The organism is Saliniramus fredricksonii, assembly GCF_900094735.1.
Classification (GTDB): Bacteria; Pseudomonadota; Alphaproteobacteria; order Rhizobiales; family Beijerinckiaceae; genus Saliniramus; species Saliniramus fredricksonii.
Genome location: NZ_FMBM01000001.1, coordinates 70,433 through 91,342, shown reverse-complemented (window position 1 = coordinate 91,342; position 20,910 = coordinate 70,433). Strand labels below are relative to the sequence as shown.

The 20,910-nt window shown below is 63.9% G+C and carries 17 protein-coding genes; 7 read left to right on the top strand and 10 right to left on the bottom strand.

Features of this window, described 5'->3' with window-relative positions; translation table 11 throughout:
• Positions 1–22 precede the first annotated feature (22 nt).
• Positions 23–199, bottom strand: coding sequence for a DUF1328 domain-containing protein (locus tag GA0071312_RS00395; protein WP_074443162.1), 177 nt, complete (start codon positions 197–199; stop codon positions 23–25).
• 194 nt (positions 200–393) lie between these two features.
• Here GA0071312_RS00395 and GA0071312_RS00390 point away from each other — a divergent pair, with 194 nt between their 5' ends.
• A complete protein-coding gene (locus GA0071312_RS00390) occupies positions 394–2,355 on the top strand; it encodes a heavy metal translocating P-type ATPase (RefSeq protein ID WP_074443161.1) in 1,962 nt (653 codons plus the stop codon).
• A gap of 129 nt (positions 2,356–2,484) precedes the next feature.
• Here GA0071312_RS00390 and GA0071312_RS00385 read toward each other — a convergent pair whose 3' ends face one another.
• The 3 genes from GA0071312_RS00385 to pyrF all read right to left on the bottom strand — a co-directional run bounded on the left by GA0071312_RS00385 (position 2,485) and on the right by pyrF (position 3,992).
• Entirely contained in the window at positions 2,485–2,796 is a 312-nt protein-coding gene (locus GA0071312_RS00385; protein ID WP_074443160.1) for a DUF1330 domain-containing protein, read from the bottom strand.
• A 48-nt stretch (positions 2,797–2,844) separates the two neighbouring features.
• Entirely contained in the window at positions 2,845–3,135 is a 291-nt protein-coding gene (locus GA0071312_RS00380; RefSeq protein ID WP_074443159.1) for a DUF1330 domain-containing protein, read from the bottom strand.
• Positions 3,136–3,266: 131 nt separating this feature from the next.
• Positions 3,267–3,992 carry an orotidine-5'-phosphate decarboxylase gene (pyrF, locus tag GA0071312_RS00375; protein WP_074443158.1) on the bottom strand — a complete coding sequence of 242 codons (726 nt, stop codon included), beginning with the start codon at positions 3,990–3,992 and terminating at the stop codon, positions 3,267–3,269.
• A 280-nt stretch (positions 3,993–4,272) separates the two neighbouring features.
• On the opposite strand from pyrF, the gene polA reads away from it, so the two are divergent.
• Positions 4,273–7,221 carry a DNA polymerase I gene (polA, locus tag GA0071312_RS00370; protein ID WP_074443157.1) on the top strand — a complete coding sequence of 983 codons (2,949 nt, stop codon included), beginning with the start codon at positions 4,273–4,275 and terminating at the stop codon, positions 7,219–7,221.
• Between the two features lie 42 nt (positions 7,222–7,263).
• Here the strand turns inward: polA and GA0071312_RS19470 are convergent, their stop codons facing one another.
• Positions 7,264–7,596 carry a hypothetical protein gene (locus tag GA0071312_RS19470; RefSeq protein ID WP_131817661.1) on the bottom strand — a complete coding sequence of 111 codons (333 nt, stop codon included), beginning with the start codon at positions 7,594–7,596 and terminating at the stop codon, positions 7,264–7,266.
• Positions 7,597–7,872: 276 nt separating this feature from the next.
• Entirely contained in the window at positions 7,873–9,168 is a 1,296-nt protein-coding gene (locus GA0071312_RS00365; RefSeq protein ID WP_074443156.1) for a polyhydroxyalkanoate depolymerase, read from the bottom strand.
• A gap of 406 nt (positions 9,169–9,574) precedes the next feature.
• Between GA0071312_RS00365 and GA0071312_RS00360 the strand changes: the two genes are divergently transcribed.
• Positions 9,575–10,819 (top strand): ABC transporter ATP-binding protein, encoded by a 1,245-nt coding sequence (locus tag GA0071312_RS00360; protein ID WP_238947039.1) that lies wholly within the window; start codon positions 9,575–9,577, stop codon positions 10,817–10,819.
• A gap of 4 nt (positions 10,820–10,823) precedes the next feature.
• Here the strand turns inward: GA0071312_RS00360 and GA0071312_RS00355 are convergent, their stop codons facing one another.
• The 4 genes from GA0071312_RS00355 to GA0071312_RS00340 all read right to left on the bottom strand — a co-directional run bounded on the left by GA0071312_RS00355 (position 10,824) and on the right by GA0071312_RS00340 (position 14,584).
• Complete coding sequence (locus GA0071312_RS00355; RefSeq protein WP_083204169.1) at positions 10,824–11,612, bottom strand: glutamine amidotransferase; 789 nt, start codon at positions 11,610–11,612, stop codon at positions 10,824–10,826.
• Positions 11,609–12,100, bottom strand: a complete 492-nt coding sequence (locus tag GA0071312_RS00350) for a tellurite resistance TerB family protein (protein WP_165603926.1) — start codon at positions 12,098–12,100, stop codon at positions 11,609–11,611. Before GA0071312_RS00350 ends, GA0071312_RS00355 begins: the two co-directional genes overlap by 4 nt.
• Before the next feature lie 102 nt (positions 12,101–12,202).
• Entirely contained in the window at positions 12,203–14,035 is a 1,833-nt protein-coding gene (locus GA0071312_RS00345) for a methyl-accepting chemotaxis protein (protein WP_131817660.1), read from the bottom strand.
• A gap of 120 nt (positions 14,036–14,155) precedes the next feature.
• On the bottom strand, positions 14,156–14,584 hold the full coding sequence (locus tag GA0071312_RS00340) for a rhodanese-like domain-containing protein (RefSeq protein WP_074443154.1): 429 nt from the start codon (positions 14,582–14,584) through the stop codon (positions 14,156–14,158).
• A 459-nt stretch (positions 14,585–15,043) separates the two neighbouring features.
• On the opposite strand from GA0071312_RS00340, the gene GA0071312_RS00335 reads away from it, so the two are divergent.
• From GA0071312_RS00335 to GA0071312_RS00320, 4 genes are all read left to right on the top strand, one after another.
• Complete coding sequence (locus tag GA0071312_RS00335; protein WP_074443153.1) at positions 15,044–16,033, top strand: TAXI family TRAP transporter solute-binding subunit; 990 nt, start codon at positions 15,044–15,046, stop codon at positions 16,031–16,033.
• Between the two features lie 239 nt (positions 16,034–16,272).
• Positions 16,273–19,011 carry a TRAP transporter permease gene (locus tag GA0071312_RS00330; RefSeq protein ID WP_083204165.1) on the top strand — a complete coding sequence of 913 codons (2,739 nt, stop codon included), beginning with the start codon at positions 16,273–16,275 and terminating at the stop codon, positions 19,009–19,011.
• 22 nt (positions 19,012–19,033) lie between these two features.
• Positions 19,034–19,477 carry a universal stress protein gene (locus tag GA0071312_RS00325; protein ID WP_074444065.1) on the top strand — a complete coding sequence of 148 codons (444 nt, stop codon included), beginning with the start codon at positions 19,034–19,036 and terminating at the stop codon, positions 19,475–19,477.
• Between the two features lie 255 nt (positions 19,478–19,732).
• The gene (locus GA0071312_RS00320; protein WP_074443152.1) at positions 19,733–20,896 is read left to right on the top strand and encodes an efflux RND transporter periplasmic adaptor subunit; all 1,164 of its coding nucleotides are present in this window, start codon (positions 19,733–19,735) and stop codon (positions 20,894–20,896) included.
• Positions 20,897–20,910: the final 14 nt, after the last annotated feature.

Sequence of the window (20,910 nt, the reverse complement as noted above, 5' to 3'; positions counted from 1 at the left end):
CCGCTTCCGGATGCGCAGCGCGTCACAGGGGCGGTGAGCGTCCGCGTACCAGGCCGACGATTGCGGCGATCACGAACAGCACGATCGCGACAAAGAAGATGATCTTCGCGATCTCGACGGCCGCGCCGGCGATCCCGCCGAACCCGAGCACGGCGGCGATCAGCGCGATGATGAGGAAAGTCAGGGCCCAGCCCAGCATGGTGTTACTCCGTTTCTGACGGTAGCGGGCAATCAGCGCCCGCCTCACTTGCCTCCTCAACGGAGGCCGCCATCGATCGTTCCCGCCCGTCAGCGAGCCCTCACGCGTAATTCTCCCGATTGAAGCGGAGCGGCTTCCGCACCAGTTTGGAATTATTCCACTGTGGAAGCCCTCTGATCCATCGGTCACATCGCATGCCATCGCCCATCATCCTCGCTGCCATCCTCACCCTCGCGACCGGGCTCGGCCTCGCTTTCGGCATCGCGGGCGAAATCGCCGGCGCGCCCGGTTCATGGGTGCTCGGAGCCTATATCCTTGCCTATCTCGCCGGAGGGCTGCCGGCGGGGCGCAAGGCGCTCGCCAATCTGCTGCGTAATCGCCGGCTCGACATCGACCTGCTGATGGTGACGGCGGCTCTGGCTGCCGCCGCCGTCGACGAAATGCGCGACGGGGCGATTCTCCTGTTCCTGTTCTCGCTCGCCGGCACGCTCGAGGAATACGCCATGGGGCGGGCCGAGCGCGAGGTCGAGGCGCTGATGGCGATGCGCCCGGAAACCGCGCATCGGCGTGACGCCGAGGGTCGGGTCACGGAGGTTCCAGCCGCGTCACTGGAGCGGGGCGACCGGGTGATGGTGCGCCCCGGCGAGCGCATCCCCGTCGACGCGGTGATTCGCGGCGGCCACAGCAATCTCGACGAGGCCAGCGTCACCGGCGAAGCCATGCCCGTGAGCAAGGGCGCCGGCGACAAGGTCTTCGAAGCCACCGTCAACGGCCAGGGCATTCTCGAGATCGAGGTCGTGAGGGCGGCGGCGGAGAGCACCGTCGCGCGGATGATCGAGATGGTAACCCAGGCCAAGGCGCAAAAGGCGCCAAGCGAGCGCTTCAGCGCCTGGTTCGGCCAGCGCTATACGGTGGCCGTGCTGGCCGGATCGATCCTGGCTTTCGTTGTCTTGCTGCTGATCGGGCGCGAATTCGGCGATGCGCTTTATCGCGCCGCGACGCTGCTGGTGGCAGCCAGTCCCTGCGCCATCGTGATCAGCGTGCCGGCGGCGATACTCTCGGCGCTCTCGGCCTCCGCGCGCGGCGGCGTCCTGTTCAAGGGCGGGGCGGCGCTGGAGAGTTTCGGCGCCGTGCGTCAGTTCGCCTTCGACAAGACCGGGACGCTGACCGAAGGCCGTGCGCGTGTGGTCGAGATCCTGCCATTCGGCTGCCCGCAGGACGAATTGCTCGCGCTCGCCGCAGGGCTCGAAGCCGAGTCGGAGCACCATGTCGCCGCCGCCATCCGCCGTGAGGCGCAGCGTGTCGCGATCGCGCCGGCCCCGGTCACGGGCGCGCAGAATCATCCCGGTGAGGGCATCGTGGCGCGCAATGGTGATGGCGAAGCGGTTTTCGCCGGTAATCCGCGTCTTCTCGCGCATCTGGCGGTGAGCGCGGATGCGCGTGTCGAGGAGGCTTTGGCGCGGCTTGCCGCGAGCGGTCATTCGGTGATCGTGATCGGGCGCGGCAGCCGCATTCTCGGCGCGATCAGCATTGCCGACCAGCCGCGTACGAGCGCCATCGAGGCTCTGGCGCGGCTGCGGGCGGCGGGCATCAAGCGAATCACCATGTTTACTGGCGACCGCGCCGCCGTCGCGCATCGTATCGGTGCGGCGATCGGCCTGCGCGCGGAGGATATCGAGGCCGAGCTGATGCCTCAGGAGAAGGTCGCGCGGATATCCGCCATGCGTGCGCGGGGCCCGGTCGCCTTCGTCGGTGACGGTGTGAACGACGCAGCTGCGCTCGCGAGCGCCGATATCGGCGTCGCCATGGGCACGGCGGGGAGCGAAGTGGCGCTGCAGGCTGCCGATGTGGCCCTGCTCTCCGATGATCTGCGCCGCCTGGAAAAGGCCTGGCATCTGGCCCGGCGCACCAACCGCATCATCCGCCAGAACCTGTTCTTCGCCGTCGGTGCGATGCTCGCCCTCGTGATTCTGACGCTGTTCTTCGATCTGTCGCTGCCGCTCGCCGTGATCGGCCATGAGGGGGGCACGCTGATCGTTGTCGCCAACGGATTGCGCCTGCTGTTCGATCCGATTCGCGCGCCTGAGGCCGCATCGCGCGCGATGACGAAGATTGCCGCTGCTCGTTTGTTACCCCGGCCCGTACCCTCTGCTTAGGGAAATATCCCTCCATGCAAGCCGCGCCGGAACGGCGCGTGTAACCTGGATCACGCCATTTCTGCTCTTGTTCCGGGGCGGATGGCAGGCCTGAGCTCTGCCGCTATCTTGCCGGTTCGTAACAGCAGCTCAGCCCTCACCCGGCTGTGGCCCCTCGTATCCCTCGATGACGATCGCATCCATCTCCGCACCGCCTTCCTGGCGTGCGCGTGCCGCCTGGTATTCCGGCGAGTTCCAGCAGGCCAGCGCATCCTCGTAGCTGGGGAATTCGATCACGACGTTGCGCGAGCGGCTCGAGCCGATGAGGCGCTCGAAACGCCCGCCGCGCACGATGAAACGCCCGCCGTATTTGGCGAAGGCCTCGCCGTTCGTGGCGACGTAGTTCTTGTAGGCGTCCTGGTCGTAGACATCGACCCGCGCGACCCAATAGCCCTTCGGCATGTTCTTGTCCTCCCGTTGCAGGCGCCGGTTCGTCCGGCGCCAATGCCCTCAATCGAGTCCCTCGACCACGACCACATCCGCCTCCGCCACCGGCGCGCGCAGGGCCACGGCCGCCTGATAATCCGGCGAATGATAGAAAGCGCGCGCCTGTTCGAAGCTCTCGAAGGCGATGACCACATTGCGCTTGCGGCCTTCGCCCTCCAGCGTCTCCATCCGCCCGCCACGCACCAGCGGGCGCCCGCCGAAACGCTCCATCGCCGCCGTAGCGACGGGGACATACGCCTTGTAGGCTTCCTCGTCATGCACCGTGATGCGCGCGATCACGTAACCTTTGGGCATGGATATTCTCCCAGCGGAATCCCGCGAAGAGTGGCCGCGCACTGCGTCACTGACAAGTCCGCAACGCCGTGCGGATGCACGCTTGCCGCATGGGAATTCGGTTAGACCATGCGCTGAAAGGCGCCATCCCCTTACGCATTCCCGGCAATGTCCTCGGCAACCGCCATCGCGGCGGCGCGCGGATCGGCGGCGCGGGTAATCGGGCGCCCGATAACGAGGTGATCGGCTCCGGCCCGCACGGCCTCGCCCGGGGTCATGACCCGTTTCTGATCGCCCGCATCGGCGCCGGCGGGGCGAATGCCGGGGGTGACGATCAGCCGGTCGGGGCCGAGCGCGGCACGCACCGTCGTGATTTCCTGTGGCGCGCAGACGATGCCGTCGATCCCCGCTTCGCGCGCCTGCTCTGCGCGACGGGCGACGAGATCGGCAACGCTTGTCCCATAGCCGGCTTCGGCGAGATCGGCATCGTCGTAGGAAGTCAGCACCGTGACGGCCAGGAGCTTCAAGGCATCCTCACCGCGCCCGGCCACGGCGGCCTGCATGGTCTGTGGATAAGCATGCACCGTGGCGAGATCGACGCCGAGTGCGCTGATCGCCGCGACGCCTTCGCTGACGGTGTTGCCGATATCATGCAGCTTGAAATCGAGAAAAACCTTGCAGCCCTGATCGACCAGTTCACGGGCGAAGGTGAGGCCGCCGGCAAAGCCGAGCCGATAGCCGATCTTGTAGAAACGGGCCCCATCACCGATTCGCGTCACCAGTGCGCGGGCCTGCGCCACATCAGGCAGATCGAGGGCGACGATGATCGAATCACGCGGATCGCGGGCTGTCGGCGCGTTGCTGGCTGACGGTGGCATGGACGGGCTCCGGACACATGGCATCGGTGGGAGAAAACAGAGCCGGGGAGGGAAGTCAAATCCGACGGGCCGGTGGGGCACCGCAGACATCATCGTGCCGCCTCTCCACGAAATGGCTCGGGCGCGCTGCCTGACGGATCGCGCCGTCACGCGCGGGCACGTGTGCGTGGGCGCGCGCGAATCATCCGCCACAGATCATTTTTCCCGAAGCCGGTATCCACCCGGCGCAAGGATGCATTAAAACCGGGAGCAGTCACTCTTACCGGGAAGTCCAGATTCCATGTCCGGCAAAAGCTCCGCCATCGGGAAAGGCGACCGCCTGATCCTCGTCGATGGCTCGTCCTTCGTGTTCCGCGCCTTCTTCCAGTCGATGAACCAGGATGCGAAATACAATTATCGTTCCGACGGGCTGCCGACCGGGGCGTTGCGGATGTTCTGCGTCAAGCTCTGGCAGTTCATCCGCGAGGGCGCGGCGGGGGTAAAACCCACCCATCTCGCCATCGTGCTCGACAAGTCGGAAGGCTCGTTTCGCCGCGAGATCTACCCGGAATACAAGGGCCATCGCCCGGATGCGCCGGAGGATCTCAAGCGCCAGATGCCGCTGATGCGCGATGCCGTGCGCGCCTTCGGGTTGATCCCCGTCGAACTGGAGCGCTACGAGGCCGATGACCTGATCGCGGCCTATGCCCGCGAGGCGGCAGCAGCCGGAGCGGAGGTGGTGATCGTCTCCGCCGACAAGGATCTGATGCAGCTGGTCGGCCCCCATGTCCGCTTCTACGATTTCGAATCGGGCATCAAGGGCAAGAACGGCTACCGGCCCGAGCGCAATCTCGATGTCGAGGGGGTGATCGAGCGCTGGGGCGTGCCGCCGGAGAAGATCGCGGATGTGCTCGCACTCACCGGCGACACCTCCGATAACGTGCCCGGTGTGCCCGGGATCGGGCCGAAAACGGCGGTGCAACTCCTCGAACAGTTCGGCGATCTCGAAACGCTGCTGGAGCGCGCCGGCGAGATCAGGCAGCCCAAGCGCCGCGAGACCCTGATCGAGAATGCCGACAAGGCGCGGCTGTCCAGGAAACTCGTCCTGCTCGACGAGAAGGCCCCGGTGCCGGTGCCGCTCGCCGATCTCACCCTCGCCGAGATCGATGCGCAGAAGCTGATCGCCTTTTTCAAGGCGATGGAATTCACCACCATCACCAAACGCGTCGCCACCGAATACGATATCGATCTCAACGCCGTCGAGGCCGATCCAGAACTGGCGCGGGGGGGCGATTCTGCGGGCGAGTCGGGCGCTGCCGGCGAAGTGGGTCTCGCCGAGGGCGATCCGCAGGCGAGCCCCGAGCGCCTCGTCAAGCAGCGTCGCGAGGAAGCGCAGGGGTTGAAGATCGATCGCGAGGCCTACGAATGCCTGCGCGATCGCGACTCCCTCGACAAATGGATCGCGGATGCCCGCGAAGCGGGGATCGTCGCGCTCGATACCGAGACCGATTCGCTGAGCGCGCATTCTGCCGAACTCGTCGGCATCTCGCTCGGGCTCCCGGACGGGCGGGCCTGCTATATCCCGCTGCAACATCGCGGCGGCAGCGATCTGTTCGACGAGACCGGGCTGGTCAAGGGGCAGATTCCCCTTGATGACGCGCTCGCCGCGCTCAAACCGCTGCTGGAAGAGCCCGGCACGCTCAAGATCGGGCATAATTTCAAATATGACTGGCTGGTGCTCGCCCGCTACGGCATCGAGACGGCGCCGGTCGACGATACCATGCTGATCTCCTACGTGCTTGATGCCGGGCGCGGCGGCCACGGCATGGATGATCTCGCCGAACGGCATCTGGGGCACACCACCATCAAGTTCGCGGAGGTGGCCGGGAGCGGCAAGAAGGCCGTCAGCTTCGACCGTGTGGGCATCGAGGAAGCCACCAGTTACGCTGCGGAGGATGCCGATGTCACCATGCGGCTGTGGCGCGTGCTCCAGCCGCGGCTGGCCGCAGAAGCGAAGATGAGCGTCTACCAGACCCTGGAGCGCCCCCTCGTGCCGGTGATCGCGTGTATGGAGCGGCGCGGCATCAAGGTCGATCGGCAGATATTAAGCCGGCTATCGTCTGATTTCGCCCAGACGCTCACGCGTCTCGAGGAGGAGATCCAGGAGGATGCGGGCGAGCGCTTCTCGGTCTCGAGCCCGCGCCAGATTGGCGAAATTCTCTTCGGCAAGCTGGGGCTGCCCGGCGGCAAGAAGACGCCCTCCGGCCAATGGGCGACGCCGGCCTCCGCGCTGGAGGAACTCGCCGAACAGGGGCATCCCTTGCCGGCGAAGATTCTGGAATGGCGCCAGCAGGCCAAGCTGAAATCCACCTATAGCGACGCGCTGCCCAACTATATGGACGAGAAGGGCCGGGTGCACACCTCCTTCTCGCTGGCTGCCACCACGACGGGGCGGCTGTCATCATCGGAGCCCAATCTCCAGAACATCCCGGTGCGCACCCCGGCGGGCCGCAAGATCCGCGCGGCTTTCGTGCCCGAGAAGGGGATGAAGCTGATCTCGGCCGATTACAGCCAGATCGAATTGCGGATTCTCGCGCATATCGCGGATATCCCGCAATTGCGCAAAGCCTTCGCCGACGGCATCGACATCCACGCCGCCACCGCCTCGGAAATGTTCGACATCCCGCTTGCCGAGATGACCAGCGAATATCGCCGGCGCGCCAAGACCATCAATTTCGGCATCATCTACGGCATTTCCGCTTTCGGCCTCGCCAACCGGCTCGGGATCGGGCGCGAGGAGGCGGGCGCCTACATCAAGCAGTATTTCGAGCGGTTTCCCGGCATCAGGGATTACATGGAGGAGACCAAGACTTATTGCCGCGAGTACGGCTACGTCTCCACCATTTTCGGGCGCGCCTGCCATTATCCCGCGATCCGCGCCGGCAATGCCAATGAGCGCATGGCGGTGGAGCGTCAGGCGATCAACGCCCCGATCCAGGGCTCCGCCGCCGACATCATCCGCCGCGCCATGATCCGCATGGAAGACGCGCTGTCAGGCTCGAAGCTGCATGCGCAGATGCTGTTGCAGGTACATGACGAACTGATCTTCGAGGTGCCGGAGGACGAGGTTGATCAGACCATCCCGCTGATCACCAGGATCATGCGCGAGGCGCCGCATCCCGCCCTGACGCTGAAGGTGCCGCTCGAAGTCGAAGCCCGTGCGGCGGATAACTGGGACGAGGCGCATTGATTATCTGTCTCAGTCCAAATTATTGCGAGGACGGGTCATGATTTATAAGAAATCCTCATCGTCATCATGAGATGCTTGCTCGGCTCTCTTAAGGTGCTCTTCGTCTATTATCGAAAGCTTGTTTATTTTTACATAGCTTGTGACATACCATTCTTTATTCGAGCCAAGATCATATGTTCCGAGCGGGTAAAATACGAATTCTTCTTCTTCAAGCCTTTCCTGAATCTTTTCAAGGGTTGACCCTTCTAAGCGTCTTACGTCTGCAAGAGAGCGTATTGTATCTCTTGTAATCCTAAATGCCCTTGCTCTTCTTTCAAATCCATTGTAATATAGATTTTTTATACCAGCGACGGCTCTCTCGACGGTTTCGGACATTTGCTGATCCCCTAGTGTCGTGTTTTTTCGGACACAGAATTTAACTATCATTGAATGTGTATGACAATCCCCAATCAAGGCAGCTCCTGAAAAATCATCTGCTAAAGGTGCTTATTGAGTAGCTGCTCCAAAAATCGTCCTTGAGGCAAAATGGCAGCCGACAATGCCCTCTCATGCTGAACAAGAAAAACGCATCCGATAAATTATTCGGATGCGTCCCATTAGCGGTAAGCTGGAAAATGGGGAGGCCGTGCTTACAGGAATCACACACCCGAATCAGCGTACGGCACGCAGTTGCGGCTTCTTGCTGCGCGGTGCCGGACGGGCGGCGCCGGCATCGCTTTCATGCGCATCAATGAAATCGCAGATGCGCGGGGCGATCTCGCGGCGGAAGCGCCCGCCATTGAAGACGCCGTAATGGCCGACGCGCTCCTGCAGGTGGTAGGTCTTCTTCTCTTCCGGCAGATTGGGCGTGAGTTCCAGCGCCGCCCTGGTCTGGCCGATGCCGGAAATATCGTCGTTCTCGCCCTCGATCGCCATGATGGCGCAATGGCGGATGGCGCCGAGATCGACCTTCTCGTCGCGATGCATCATCTCTCCCTTGGGCAGGGCATGCTGCACGAAAACGGTTTCGACCGTCTGCAGATAGAACTCGGCGGTGAGATCCATCACGGCGAGGTATTCGTCATAGAACTCGCGGTGCTTCTCGGCGGAATCACCGTCATTCTCGACGAGATGGTTGAACATGTTCCAATGCGCCGAGATATGACGATCGAGATTCATCGCCATGAAGCCCGAAAGCTGGAAGAAACCGGGATAGACGTCGCGCCACAGGCCGGGATTGGGGGGCGGTACCTTGACGATGCAGTTGCGGCGGAACCATTCGGTGCCGCGTTCCTGTGCGCCCTTGTTGACGGCGGTTGGGGATTTGCGGGTATCGATCGGGCCGCCCATCAGGATCATCGAGGCGGGGACGCAATCATCCTCCATCGCTTCCATCTGCGCCACGGCGGCGAGAACGGGCACGGCCGGCTGGCAGACGGCCATGACATGGACGTCCGGACCGAGCAGATGGCAGATATCGATGATATAGTCGATGTAATCGTCGAGATCGAAGCTGCCGTCGCTCAGGGGTACTTCGCGGGCATCGACCCAGTCGGTAATATAGACTTCATGCGTTGGCAGGAAGGTCTCGACCGTGCCGCGCAACAGCGTGGCATAGTGGCCCGACATCGGGGCGACGATCAGCAGCTTGGGCTGCGGGTCGACACCACGCGGCAACATCCTGTCAAAATGCAGAAGATTGCAGAAGGGCTTGTGCCAGACCACGCGCTCACGCACCGTGACCTCGCGATCGCCGATCTGCGTGGTGTCGAGATCGAATGATGGCTTGCCGTAGCGGCGTGTGGTGCGTTCGAAAAGCTCACACCCGGCCGCCATCGCCTTGCCATAGGGCGTATAGCTCAGCGGATTGGCGGGATTCTTGAAGAACAGACGGGTCGCGTCGTTTGCGGCACGGGCCGGCGAGAGCAGGATGTGCCCGGCCTCGTAATAGAAATACGCGAGATCCATGAATCATAACCTCCAGCGGCTTCGCCGGGATATCCGGCACCGCAATGTTGCAGCACAACATACAGGAATTAAGCGTTCAGTTCCACAGGGCAATGGCGTGGTTCGTGCGCAAATGGTCGAAGACCGGATTTCCGCCCGCGCGCTGGCGGGAGGCGCCGGGCCGGCGAACCATGGCCGTGCTAAATTGGAATGTTTCTAAAGTATTGATTTTCCTTGTCAATTCTCATTGACGCTGTCTTCGCAAAGCTCTAGCTCATAAGATGTCGTGTGTTCCGGGATATTTTGCGGTGCCCGCCGTTTTTCACGGCAACGCACGTTTCAGCCGATCGGCTGCGCCGATAGCGCCGCTGACCCGCCGTTTCGCCGGCTGGACGCTGCGCGGGGATGCGAAAGCAGGAGAGTGACAATGAACGGCTTGCGCGCGCTGACCTCCGGATCCCCGGTGGGACAAACGGTTGCGAATGCCGGTGCAACGCGTGATGCCGCTGCGGTGCGGGTCCCGGCTGTGACGGGTCCGCAGCCGCCGATGCTTGATGACGATGTCATCCGCCCCGCTGCTCCGACCTGCCCGGCGGGACTGATCGGCGGTGCGGCCTATGCCGGTGCCAGCGGTCCGCCTCTGATGATCATCGAGGGGCTCGAACGCATTTTCCGCACGGGCGAGCGCCCCGCCGTGGATGGCGTCACGCTCGATGTCTATGAGGGCGAGCTGCTGGCTCTGCTCGGCCCTTCAGGCTGCGGCAAGACCACCACCCTGCGCATGATCGGCGGTTTCGAACAGCCCGATGCCGGTCGCATCTTCATGCGTGGCCACGACATCACGGATCTGCCCCCGGAGAAGCGCGGTATCGGTTTCGTCTTTCAGGATTACGCCCTGTTTCCGCATCTCGACGTGTTCGAGAATGTCCGCTTCGGCCTCAACAGGCTGCCGCGCAGGCAGGCGGAAGCCCGCGTGCGCGAGATGCTCGAACTCGTCGGGCTCTCGGAACTGGCGAAGCGCAGGCCGCATGAACTTTCCGGCGGCCAGCAGCAGCGCGTGGCGCTTGCGCGCACCCTCGCGCTGGCGCCGTCCCTCGTCCTGATGGACGAACCGTTTTCCAATCTCGATGCCGCCATGCGGGTCGAGACCCGCCAGGAAGTGCGCGCATTGTTGAAGGAAGCGGGCTCCGCCGGCATCCTCGTCACCCATGATCAGGAGGAAGCGCTGGCGCTGGCCGACCGCATCGTGGTGATGGAAGCGGGCAAGGTCTGCCAGATCGGCACGCCGGACGAGATCTACCGCCATCCGGTCAGCTCGTTCGTCGCGAGCTTCATAGGGCGCTCGAACATCGTCACCGGCAAGGCCGAGGGCCTCGGCGCCGAGACGCCGTTCGGGCGGGTGGAACTGTCGAAGGCGGTGAACGGCACGGTCGATCTCGCCGTGCGCCCCGAACAGATCCTGCTCGAGCCACACGAAAAAGGCGAAGCCGAGGTGATCGGGCGCGAATATCGCGGCCATGACCAGCTCTACTGGGTCAGGAAAGGCGAGCGCCGGCTGCTGGTGATCAGCGGCCCGGCCGAGCAGATCGAAGTCGGAGCACGGGTCAATCTGCGCGTCTGCGACTGCGTCGTGCCGATCAATCAGGATATCGGAACCCTGATCGCGGAATGAGGCTTTACAACGATTGCGCGGCGGCGCGATCGATGAGGGCCGGCGCGCCATGCCGGCCGGCCTCGTCGTCACAGCCGCCGGCAAGCCAGTAATCCAAAAAATTGTTGATCCAGACATTCACGGCGGGATCGTGGATCAGGCGTCCTTCGAGATGCTCCTTGCGCGGTTTGGCGCCAGGCAGCTTCATGCGCTCATGCGCCCGCGTGGTCCAGCGGCAGGTCATGGCATAGGTGACTTCCGGATGGAACTGGAAAGCATAGGCGGCGGGTCCGTAACGCACCGCCTGGACGGGGAAATCGTCGCCGGTGGCCAGCGTCACCGCGCCCGGCGGACAGTCGAATCCCTCGCGGTGCCAGTGATAGACATGATCCGGCCAGGGCGTGCCGAGGCGCTTCTCCACGCTGAGCCCGGCATGGGTTGGCGTCAGCGGATAATAGCCGATTTCGGCGCGCCCTTCCTCATGCGCATAGACCCGCGCTCCCAGATGCCGGGCCATGATCTGCGCGCCGAGGCACAGGCCGAGATAGGGCTTGCGCTCCTTCAGGGGCACCGCGATCCAGTCGGTCTCGCGCCGGATGAAATCCTCCTCGTCATTGGCGCTCATCGGCCCGCCGAAGATCACGGCGCCGGCATGACCGGCGAGCGTGTCGGGCAGCGGGTCGCCATAGCGGGGGCGGCGGATATCCAGGGGATAGCCGCGCTCCATGAGCAGCCTCCCGACGCGACCGGGCGTCGAGGTCTCCTGATGGAGGACGATGAGAACGGGGAATTTGTCCGGGTCTGGTGCGATCATGGCTGAGCCGTCTGCGTCTCCCTGATGGCGGTGATGGCGTCGTCGTCGAAGCCGAGCAGGCGCCCGACACGCCAGACGAGATTTTCCTCGATCTCGCGTATCGCCCCGTCCGCAGAGGCGACGGCGAAGGCCAGCGTCAGGGCGCGGCGGCGATCATCTTCACCGCGACCGATCATCTCGAGGATTTCCGATACGTCATTGATTTCATCATCAAGGGCTTGTGCGTGCCTGACAAGATGCGTCGCCTCACGCGCCGATCGGCAGAAATGCGCGTGTGCCGCCGCTTCCAGCCGCCGGCGCTCTGCATCGCTGAAGCGCCCGTCGACCCGCGCCACGTGAACCAGCAGCGTGGTTGCGCCCAGATGCGCCGGGTCGGGCCAGGGCCCCTGCCGGGCGGACCGGAAGCCGAAGAAGATCGCCGCAGATTTGAGCAGACGCACGAAGGACATGGCGGAACCGGAAGCAGGTGTGCGCGAAGAATCGATCATACCTTTCATATGGTGTGCCATGGCGTCGATGAAAGCAAGCTTCGGGCCATTTTTCGACCGGAAGCTTGTCCATGCGCGGATCGGCCTGCGGACCGGTGCTGGTCATGCGGCCCGCAAATGGCCGAGGAAGGCATGCATCTCATTGCGCAGACGCTCAGCCTGGCTGGTGAGTTCGCCCGAGGCCGCGCGCAATTCATCGGCCTTGGCATTGGTCTCACCGGCCGCCTGGGTCACCTCGGCGACGCTCGCGGAAATGCTCTGCGCACCGGTTGCTGCCGTCGATACCGAGCGGGCGATTTCGGAGGTTGCGGCGCGCTGCTGCTCGACGGCGGCGGAGACGGTCGTCGAGATCCCCGAGATCTCGCGGATGGTTTTCGTGATGCCCTGTATGGCATCCACGACATCGACGGAAGCGCCTTGCACCGAGGCAATCTGTGCGCTGATGTCCTCCGTCGCCTTCGCGGTCTGGGACGCGAGATTCTTCACCTCCTGCGCCACTACGGCAAACCCCTTGCCGGCTTCGCCGGCGCGCGCGGCCTCGATGGTGGCATTGAGGGCGAGCAGATTGGTCTGGGCGGCGATCTCGTTGATCAATCCGACAACCTCGCCGATGCGGCTGGTGGCTTCGCCGAGAGCCTCGACCTTGCCGGAGACGCTGCCGGCTTCCTCGACGGCGCTGCCCGCGATCTCGGCGGCCTGCGAGACCTGCTCGCCGATCTCGCTGATGGAGGCGCTGAGCTCCTCGGTGGCGGAGGCGACGGCATTGACGTCGGCGCCGGCCCGTTGCGATGCCTCGCCGGCTTCGCTCCCGCGCGCAGCGGTGCGGCCCGAAAGGGCGACCATGCCATCGGCATTGCTCTCGATCTGCGTTGCGGCGCCGCTCAGGGACTGGACGATCGCTGCAACCGAGCTCTCCAGGGAATCGGCGAGGCGCAGCATCGTGTCGCGGCGCTCCTCCTCGGCGCGCGCCTGGATCTGCGCCTGCGCCTCCCGCCGCGCCTCGTCCTCGCGCATGGCCGCCTGGGCCGCCTGCTCGGCGGCTGCCGCCTCCTTGCGGGCTATGCGGCGGATGAGGCGGAAGACGAGCCCGATCATGCCGGCGCCGATCATGAGCACCGCGCCGACAAGCAGCGTGAAGGAAAGGCTGCGCGTCTGCGCCATGGTCTGCGCCGTGCTGCTGACATCCCAGGTCGTCCGGGCGGCGAAGAGCGGATTGCCATCGGGGGCGCGGATCTCGATGATCGCGCTGTCGGCCGCGGCGTCGGTCGGCATGGCGAGATTCTCCGGGCGGGCCAGAACCGCGCCGGTCTCGCGATTTTCAAAGGTGATCGCCATGCCCATGCGCCGATCGGCCTCGGCGAGGGCATGAAGCGGGTCGGCATGGATGACGAGGTAGCCGGCCAGACGCAGACCGCCCACGGGTGCGACCACACTCATGCGCGGTTCACCGTCATCAGACCAGATATGCGCGATCCGGGCCAGACGCGCCGCGCCTTCGCGCTCGGCGAGTTTCGTCATCAATGCTGACGGGATCCCGGTCTCGCCGGCTGCGTCATGCGTGGCCAAAGCCGTGAGATCGGCGTCGAGGGTTGCGAGGCCGCGTATGGCCACGGCCCCGGAGGTCACCGCATCGCGGCGCAGCATCTGCGGCAGGGTCGCGGCCAGCGCTGTGCCGTCACCACCACTCACGCCTTCGCGAAGGCTCTGTTCCTGGGCGATCTCGGCGGCCAGCGACTCGAGCGTGGCCGCGTGCTCGGTCCAGACCGCATCATCGACATAGCGGTTGAAGAGCGCCCCGATCTGTTCGGCATTGGCCGCGCTGACGGCGCTCTCGTAGCGATCCGTCACATATTGCATCACAGCGAGCGCCGCAATGCCGTTGAGCAGCGCGCCGATGACGAGGATGGAGAGCAGCCGTCCATGGTCGGACAGCATGCGCGCGAACATACCTTGCCTGAAAAGCCGGCGCGAAGACATGCTGGGAGACTCCGTTCAAGGGAACACGCAAAAGGGGCCCGCCGTCATGGCCGGCGGGCCGTCATCGCATCGTGATGCTCAGTTCGTCACCAGCGGCAGGCCGAGATCGCGCCATTCGGTCATGCCGAGCGCGTAATAGCTGACATTGGTGTAGCCGTAATCGACCGCCATCTCGGCGGCATTGGCCGCGCGCCCGCAACTCAGGCCGTTGCAGTAGAACAGGACCGGGCTATCCATTGCCGGGACGTGGGCGGCGAGATCAGCGGCGCCGGTGATGTCGGTATCGATCAGGCGGATGGCACCTTCGATATGGCCCGCATCGTAATCGGCCACCGAACGGTTATCGAGGATGACGAGGTCCGGGGTGGATTCGATCAGGGTGATGACGCCTTCGGCATCGACCGTGGTGGCGCCGGAAATTTCCATCGGAGCTTCTCCGGCATGGGCCGAGAAAGCGAGGCCGGCGGCAAAGCAGACGCCCAGCGTGGTCTTGATGATTTGCTGCATGTGAAAGCTCCTCTACGTGAATACGATCGTATTGCTGCTTGTTTTGCGTGGCCGCATCGGAAGCAGCCGATTCAGAACGTGCCGATGCCGCTGCAACGGCAACTTGACGGTTGCGATTCAACGGCCAAAACATTAAGATTCCACTTATTCGCGCAATTTTGCTTTTTAATGTGGAATATAAATGATTATTTATTTCAAATATTATCTGTATTGCCGTCAAAGATTTCTTGGGAGTTGAGTGGATGTGAAGAATCTCCGATGTTTTATTGCATAAAACACAACTTAAAATATATTGAATGCATCCTGGGCGCGACATTCACAAGGCTGGACAAGAAGCCTTCCACGCGCCAAAGTCGCAACCTGAGGCGCTTGCCAACAGGCGGGATTTCCCGCGTCGCCGGCGCCCCGGCGGTGTGCTCGTGCCTGCCGCCAGATGAAATCAACGTGGAGGAAATAAAAATGTTGTCCTTGAAATCCACACTCAAGTTCGGTGTCGCTGCAGCCGGCCTCACCCTGGCCCTCGGTGCAGCGCCTTCCGGCGCGCTCGCCCAGCAGCAATTCATTTCGATCGGCACCGGCGCTGTGACCGGCGTGTATTACCCGGCCGGCGGCGCGATCTGCCGCCTGATGAACCAGACCCGCAGCGAGCATGGCATCCGCTGCTCGGTGGAATCCACTGGTGGCTCGGTCTTCAACATCAACGCCATTCGTGGCGGGGATCTCGAATTCGGTGTCGCCCAGTCGGACGTCCAGTACAATGCCTTCAATGGTGAGGCGCAATTCGAAGAAGGTGGTGCGCATGAGGACCTGCGCGCGGTCTTCTCGCTGCATCCGGAGCCCGCCACGATCGTGGCGCGTGCCGACAGCGATATCAATGAATTCGACGACCTGCTCGGCAACCGCGTCAATATCGGCAATCCCGGTTCCGGCCAGCGTGCGCTGATGGAAGTCGTGATGGAGCACAAGGGCTGGAGCACGGACGATTTCGCGCTCGCATCGGAACTCGCACCGGCCGAAATGGGGCAAGCCCTGTGCGACAACAACATCGACGCCTTCGTCTTCACCGTGGGCCACCCCTCCGGCGCGATTCAGGAAGTCACCTCGACCTGTGACGTTCGCATCGTCAATGCCGATGACGACGAGCTGATGGCGCTGGTGGACGAGATTCCGTTCTACTTCCCGGCGACGATCCCCGCCGGCATGTATCGCGGCACGGATGAAGACGTGCAGACCTTCGGTGTCGGCGCAACCTTCGTCAGCTCGGCCGATGTCGATGACGACGTGGTCTACACGCTCGTCGCGTCGGTCTTCGACAATCTCGACGATTTCCGTTCGTTGCATCCGGCCTTCGCCAATCTCGACGCCGAGAGCATGGCCACGCAGGGCATGTCCGCGCCGATGCATCCGGGCGCCGAGCGTTATTTCCGCGAGCAGGGCCTGATCGACTGATCAGGTATCGATCGGCAGCAGGCGGGGCGTTTGCCGCGTCCGCGATTGTGACAAACGGGGCGGCGTGCGCGCCGCCCCGGTTCCGGCCAGCGCCGGTTTTCAGTGCGAAACCTTTTCATGCACGCTTTTTCCCGTGTGAATGGCACATGTCATTCGTATAATCCGACAGCAGAATAATCATTCGGGGGAATGCGGGCTCCGTGGCGGCGTCCGCAACGAGAGGTGAGGGGAATTTCGGCATGAGCAACGGGGCTCAGGGGCAGGCTGCCGGTGGCGCGACCGGGCAGGATCAACCCGCGCAGGTCGGTTCAGGCCTGAATGACAAGGATCTGCAGGATCTCGTCGCCTCGAACGACAGCGGCGCGCGGGCACCGCAGGGCTTCACGGCCTATGTGATTGCCGGCGTCGCGCTGGCCTGGTCGCTGTTCCAGCTCTATATCGCTTCGCCGTTGCCTTTCACGCTGTCCACATGGACCGGGGTTCAGTTCACGCTGAATTCCGCCGAAATCCGGTCCATCCACCTTGCCTTTGCACTGTTTCTTGCCTTTCTCGCCTATCCCGCCTTCGCTTCGAGCGACCGCGACCGGGTGCCGCTGATCGACTGGATCCTCGCCATCGTCGCCGCCGGCGCGGCGTTGTACATCTATTTCAACTATCGCGAGTTGTCGCGCCGCCCGGGCCTGCCGATCACACAGGATCTCGTTGCGGCGGGGATCGGCCTGCTCGTCCTGCTCGAAGCCACGCGTCGGGCGCTCGGTCCGCCTTTGATGATCGTCGGCATCGTCTTCATGACCTATGTCTTCTTCGGTTCGTCTTCGTGGATTCCGGAATTGATCCAATGGCGCGGCGCCTCGTTCCAGCGAGCGATGGACCAGTTCTGGCTCTCGCCGGGCGGTGTCTTCGGCGTCGGTCTCGGCGTCTCCTCCGCCTTCGTCTTCCTCTTCGTCCTGTTCGGTTCCCTGCTCGAGAAAGCGGGGGCGGGCAACTATTTCATCAAGCTCGCCTTCGCCCTGCTCGGCCATCTGCGTGGCGGGCCGGCCAAGGCGGCGGTGCTCGCCTCGATGATGACGGGCGTGATCTCGGGTTCGTCGATCGCCAATGTCGTGACCACGGGCACCTTCACCATCCCGTTGATGAAGCGCGTCGGCTTCACCTCCGAAAAAGCCGGTTCGGTCGAGGTCGCTTCCTCGGTCAACGGCCAGATCATGCCGCCGGTCATGGGCGCTGCCGCCTTCCTGATGGTGGAATATGTCGGCATCCCCTATACGGACGTGATCCGGCACGCCTTCCTGCCGGCGGTGATCTCCTACATCGCGCTTCTCTACCTCGTGCATCTCGAGGCGGTGAAGGCGGACATGCAGACCCTGCCCAAGCCGGTGATCCGCAGCTTCCAGGTCGCATTGCTGCGCATGGGTATCGTGGTTTCCTCGATCGTGATTCTCGCCGGCGTGGTCTATTTCGGCATCCGTTTCGTGCAGACGGCGATACCCGGTATCTCGGCGCCGGTGGTGCTCGTCCTGATGGCGTTCGCCTATCTCGCCATGCTCTGGCTCGCCGCGACGAAGCCCGATCTCGAGATCGACGATCCCAACGCGCCGGTGGTGAGGCTGCCCATCGCCAGCGAAGTCGCGGTGACGGGGCTGCATTACATCCTGCCGATCGTGGTGCTGGTCTGGTTCATCATGATCGAGCAGCTTTCGCCGGGTCTTTCGGCCTTTTATGCGGTTGCGATCCTGATCCTGATCCTGCTCACCCAGCGCCCGATCAAGGCGCTGTTCCGGGGTCTGCATTCCGGCGAGATCAGCGCGCAGGCGCGGGTCGGTTTCGACGAACTGGTCCAGGGCCTGATCGGCGGCGCGCGCAACATGATCGGCATTGCCTGCGCCGTCGCCGCGGCCGGCATCGTTGTCGGCACGGTGACGCTGACCGGGCTCGGCCAGGTCATGGGCGAGGTGGTGGAGACGCTCTCGGGCGGCAACATCTTCCTGATCCTGGTCTTCACCGCGCTGATCAGCCTGATCCTCGGCATGGGCCTGCCCACCACGGCGAACTACATCGTCGTCGCCACGCTGATGGCGCCGATCATCGTCGAGCTCGGCCAGGCCAACGGGATCCTGATCCCGCTGATCGCCGCGCATCTCTTTGTCTTCTATTTCGGAATCATGGCGGATGTGACGCCCCCTGTGGGGCTCGCCTCCTTTGCCGCAGCGGCGGTGTCGCGCGGCGACCCGCTGAAGACCGGCTTCACCGCCTTCTTCTACAGCCTGCGCACGGTGCTTTTGCCCTTCATCTTCGTCTTCAACACCGATCTTCTCCTGATCGGCGTCGACTGGATCGGCGGAATCTGGATCTTCATCAAGGCCACGCTCGCCATGCTGGTCTTCGCCGCCGCGACGCAGGGCTTCTTCCTGGTGAAATCCCGCCTGTGGGAAACGGCGGCGCTTTTGCTGGTCACCTTCCTGTTGCTGCGACCGGGCTTCTTCATGGATCAGGTCGTGCCGCCCTGGCAGGAGGTCGAACCGGCGCAGCTCTATGAAGTGGTCGGCGATCTGCCCGATGACGCCGTCATCCGTCTGCGCGTGGAAGGCCCCTCCTTCCGCGACGGATCGATGCAGGAGCAGCTGTTGGCCTTCGATCTGGGGCCGGCCATCGACGATCCGCAGATGCGCTATCGTCAGGCGACGGATCTGCCGGCCATGATCGAGGAGGATCGCGTCGTGCTCGAAGAGCCCTTTGACCCGCGCAGCTTCGCCGGTCGCACGCTGGAGAATGTCGATTTCTACGATCCCGACAATCCGGTGGTTCTGACGGCGGTGGAGACCGCAGCGGATCAGCCGATGGACGAATGGTTCTACATTCCCGCCATCGGGCTCTTCGGGCTGGTCTATCTGCTGCAGAACCGCCGTTTGAAACGCAAGGAGGCGGCAAGGAAAGCGCACGCGACACAGGCTGATGCCGGCGAGGCCGCCACGGCCTGAGGGCGAACCGGAGGACGAACTGATGTACAAGGATATCCTTCTCGCGGTCGATCTCGGTCACCCGGAAGACGAGGAAGATGCCGTGCGGACCGTGGTGGAATATGCGCGCGCCTTCAAATCGCGGGTGCATATCATCACGGTCGTTCCGGATTTCGGCATGTCGCTCGTCGGCAGCTTCTTTCCCAAGGGATTCGAGCAGGGCGCGCTGGCCGAGGCCGACAAGCAGCTGCACGCCTATGCGCAGGAGAAATTCCCGGACGAGATCACGCGTCGGCACATCGTCGGCCACGGCGTGATCTACAAGGAGATCCTGCATTATGCCGGGGTCGTGAAGGCGGATCTGATCGTGATGAGCGCGCATCGGCTGGGGCTGGAGGATTATCTGCTGGGTCCCAATGCGGCGCGGGTCGTGCGCCATGCCGATTGTTCGGTGCTGGTGGTGCGCCAGGGGGATGCGCCTCGCTGACGGCGACCGGCCCGGCGCCTGCCCGTTTGAGCGCATGTTGCGTGAGAGGCTTCGGCCTGGTCCCTTGCGAAGGCGGCGTGTCAACGCGTTTGCAAACGCAGCTTGCATCGCCTGCTCTGGTCTTGCCGGTATCGCAGCGTTACATAAGGCGCGTATGACGAGGCAGCGCCTCATCGGCCCGGATGTCCTGTGGTCAAGGCGGCTTGATGATTTTCCGATCCGGCTCTCGCGAATCGGGCAAGGCAGAGATCGTGCATGGCGATTTGGAAGCAGTTGATCGCGGCCTGTGCTGCGCTGGCGATGGCCTTCGCAAGCTGGGCCTGGCTTGCGCCGGCGAGTTTTCCGGCGCCGCTGCGGCCTCTTGCCGAGCGGGCCGGTCTCCTGCCTGAAGCCGATGACCAGCAGGAAGCGCGCGGCGGGGCTCCCGGGGGCGGACCGCCGGGGCGTGGCGGGGGCGGGCCGCAGCAGGTGATCACGGCGAGCGTCGGCGAGGAAGTGTCGAGCCGGCGGGTGCAGTCCGTCGGCACGGCGGAGGCCCTGCGCTCGGTTTCGCTGTTCGCGCCGACGGCAGGTCTTGTCACCGAGATGCTTTTCACCACCGGCGACCGCGTCGCGGAGGATCAGCCGCTTCTGCGTCTTGATGCGCGCGAGGAGACGATCGCCGTCGAGAAGGCCGGGATCGCCCTGCAACAGGCCCGCGACCAGCTCGGGCGTTTCGAGCGCCTTTCGCAGAACCAGGCCGTTTCCACCGTGCAGGTCGAGGAGGCACGGGCCCGCGTTGCTTCTGCGGAAGCCGAATTGCGCGGCGCCGAGCTTGATCTCGACCGGCGCACGCTGCGCGCGCCCTTCGACGGCTATATGGGCATCCCCAAGGTCACGATCGGTGATCGCGTCACCGCGACGACCGAAGTCGCCAATATTGATGATCGATCCGAGATCCTGATCCGCTATGCCCTGCCGGAGCGCTTCGCGGCGCAGGCGCAGCCCGGTGCCCGGGTGGAGGCGACGAGCATCGCCTTCGGGGTCGAGCGGTTCGAAGGCGTCATCGCCGAGATCGATTCACGCATCGACCCGCAGGTACGCACGCTGACCATCCGCGCCGCCATCGACAACAGCGACGATCGCCTGCGGCCCGGACTCTCCTTCCTGGTCGAGACGGTTTTCGAGGGCGCGCTCCAAACTGCCGTGCCGCTGCTTTCGCTGCAATGGGATCGTGACGGTTCCTATCTGTGGCGCGTCGTCGATGATCGTGCGCAGCGTGTCGATGTCGAAATCCTGGAGCGTGGCGAAACGCGGGCGCTGGTCAACGGCGATCTCACGCCCGGTGATCGCGTCGTGCTCGAAGGTGTCCAGCGCCTGCGTGACGGCGCGCCGGTGACGATTGCCGAGCATCACGAGGCCGATCCCGGTCGCAGCTGAGCAGAAGGATGGGC